General features: G+C 48.3%; 3 protein-coding genes. All 3 read left to right on the forward strand.

Translation table 11 applies throughout. The annotated features are described in order from the left end of the window. Nucleotides 1-1,107 (forward strand): PAS domain-containing sensor histidine kinase (locus QCH34_RS12170; protein WP_300334527.1); only part of this gene is annotated, 1,107 nt, incomplete at its 5' end. A 147-nt stretch (nucleotides 1,108-1,254) separates the two neighbouring features. Next, complete coding sequence (locus QCH34_RS12175; RefSeq protein ID WP_300334528.1) at nucleotides 1,255-1,455, forward strand: type II toxin-antitoxin system HicB family antitoxin; 201 nt, start codon at nucleotides 1,255-1,257, stop codon at nucleotides 1,453-1,455. 132 nt (nucleotides 1,456-1,587) lie between these two features. Continuing rightward, nucleotides 1,588-1,680, forward strand: a complete 93-nt coding sequence (locus tag QCH34_RS12180) for a type II toxin-antitoxin system HicA family toxin (RefSeq protein WP_300334529.1) — start codon at nucleotides 1,588-1,590, stop codon at nucleotides 1,678-1,680. The last annotated feature ends 10 nt before the right edge of the window (nucleotides 1,681-1,690 follow it).

The following is a 1,690-nucleotide window of genomic DNA, read 5'->3' on the forward strand; positions in this document are numbered from 1 at the left end:
CAGGAGACGGTCGTGAGATATACTCCGGAGTTCGGGATGTACCTTGAATGCACGAGCAATCCCATCCTTGATGAGAACGGTGAGATCGAAATGATCATCGAACGGCTCCATGACATCACCGACCAAAAAAAGGCTGAAGAGGCGGTGAACCCCATTCTGGTTGTCAATGAAGCCGGATATTACATTGATGCAAACAATGCAGCATGTGCATTTCTTGAATGTACTCGTGAGGAATTGTTCACAAAGAGCGTATGGGATTTCGCTCTCCCGGAGAAGCTGGAGAGACAAAAAAAGGAACATTCACCCTTTATGGCCCCAAGAACAATTGAGACTGATTATCTGATTCATGGGACGATCAAGACGCTGCTTTTAAATGTCGTACCGCTTGAGGTTGAAGGAAAAACAATTCTCTATGGTATCGGGCAGGATATCACCGAACGGAAAGCCGCCGAAGAAGCGCTACAGACTGCAAGTAAAAAACTCCACCTCCTCTCCAGTATCACCCGGCACGACATCCTGAACCAGGTCATGGCACTTCAGGGATACCTCGATCTGATCCAGCATGAGATTAATGATCCCACACTCTCCAGGTATCACACTGAAGCAGAAAAGGCAGCCAATGCCATCCAGAAACAGATCGAGTTTACGAGGGTCTATGAAAACCTCGGTGTTCACGCCCCCACCTGGCAGCCATTATCACCTCTCATCGAGGTGATCGATCATACTCACCCCCCCATCCACCATGACTGTGGCGAGGTCTCTGTATATGCCGATCCGATGTTTGAGAAGGTTCTCCAGAACCTCTATGATAACACCCTTCGGTACGCCGGGGGGGCTGACTGCGTCATGATCCGGTGTGAGGAACAGGATGGCAGTCTCGTCATCACCTGGGAAGATAACGGCCCCGGCGTTCCGGATAACGTGAAGGAGCGGATATTTGAGAAAGGCGTCGGGAAGAATACCGGTTTGGGGCTCTTCCTCGCCCGCGAGATCCTTTCAATCACCGGGATTACCATCTCCGAATCCGGGGTCTATGGTGAGGGGGCACGGTTTGAGATTATGGTGCCGGGTAGTGTATGGCGGAGAGACGGAGAGGGGACGGGATGAGAGCGTCTCGGGCATACATTGTCATTTCCTTTTGCGAATTGTTTAGGTATTGGAGATATGCAAAAGGCGGTAAATCGAGCGATAAAGCAGAATGCCTGTGAGGGCAATTGTGAATAGGCATATAGATCAGGTCATATGAAATTCAGAGTGATAATTGAAGTCGACGAAGATGGGATCTTTGTCGCCGAATGCCCGTCCCTTCCGGGCTGCATATCCGAGGGAGTAACCAGAGCCGAAGCCCTTGAAAATATACACGATGCTGCAACCGGATACCTGGCAAGCCTGAAGAAGCATAATGAGCCAATCCCCCCGTCAGTATATGAGGATACTATAGAGATAAACGCCTGATATGCCTAAATTGCCAATATTGTCTTATCTTGAAGTAATAAAAGCACTTAATAAGATAGGCTACTCTGTTGACCATCAAACAGGAGCCATATTATCCTCAGACAGGAGAAAGAACCTCATCGAAGGCTTACTATTCCAAACCACAAGGAAATTTCAAAAGGAACGATACAAAGCATCATCAGACAGGCGGGGCTCACAAAAGACGAGTTCATACAATTATTATAAGCGTAAAAAC

The organism is Methanocalculus sp., assembly GCF_029762515.1.
Classification (GTDB): domain Archaea; phylum Halobacteriota; class Methanomicrobia; order Methanomicrobiales; family Methanocorpusculaceae; genus Methanocalculus.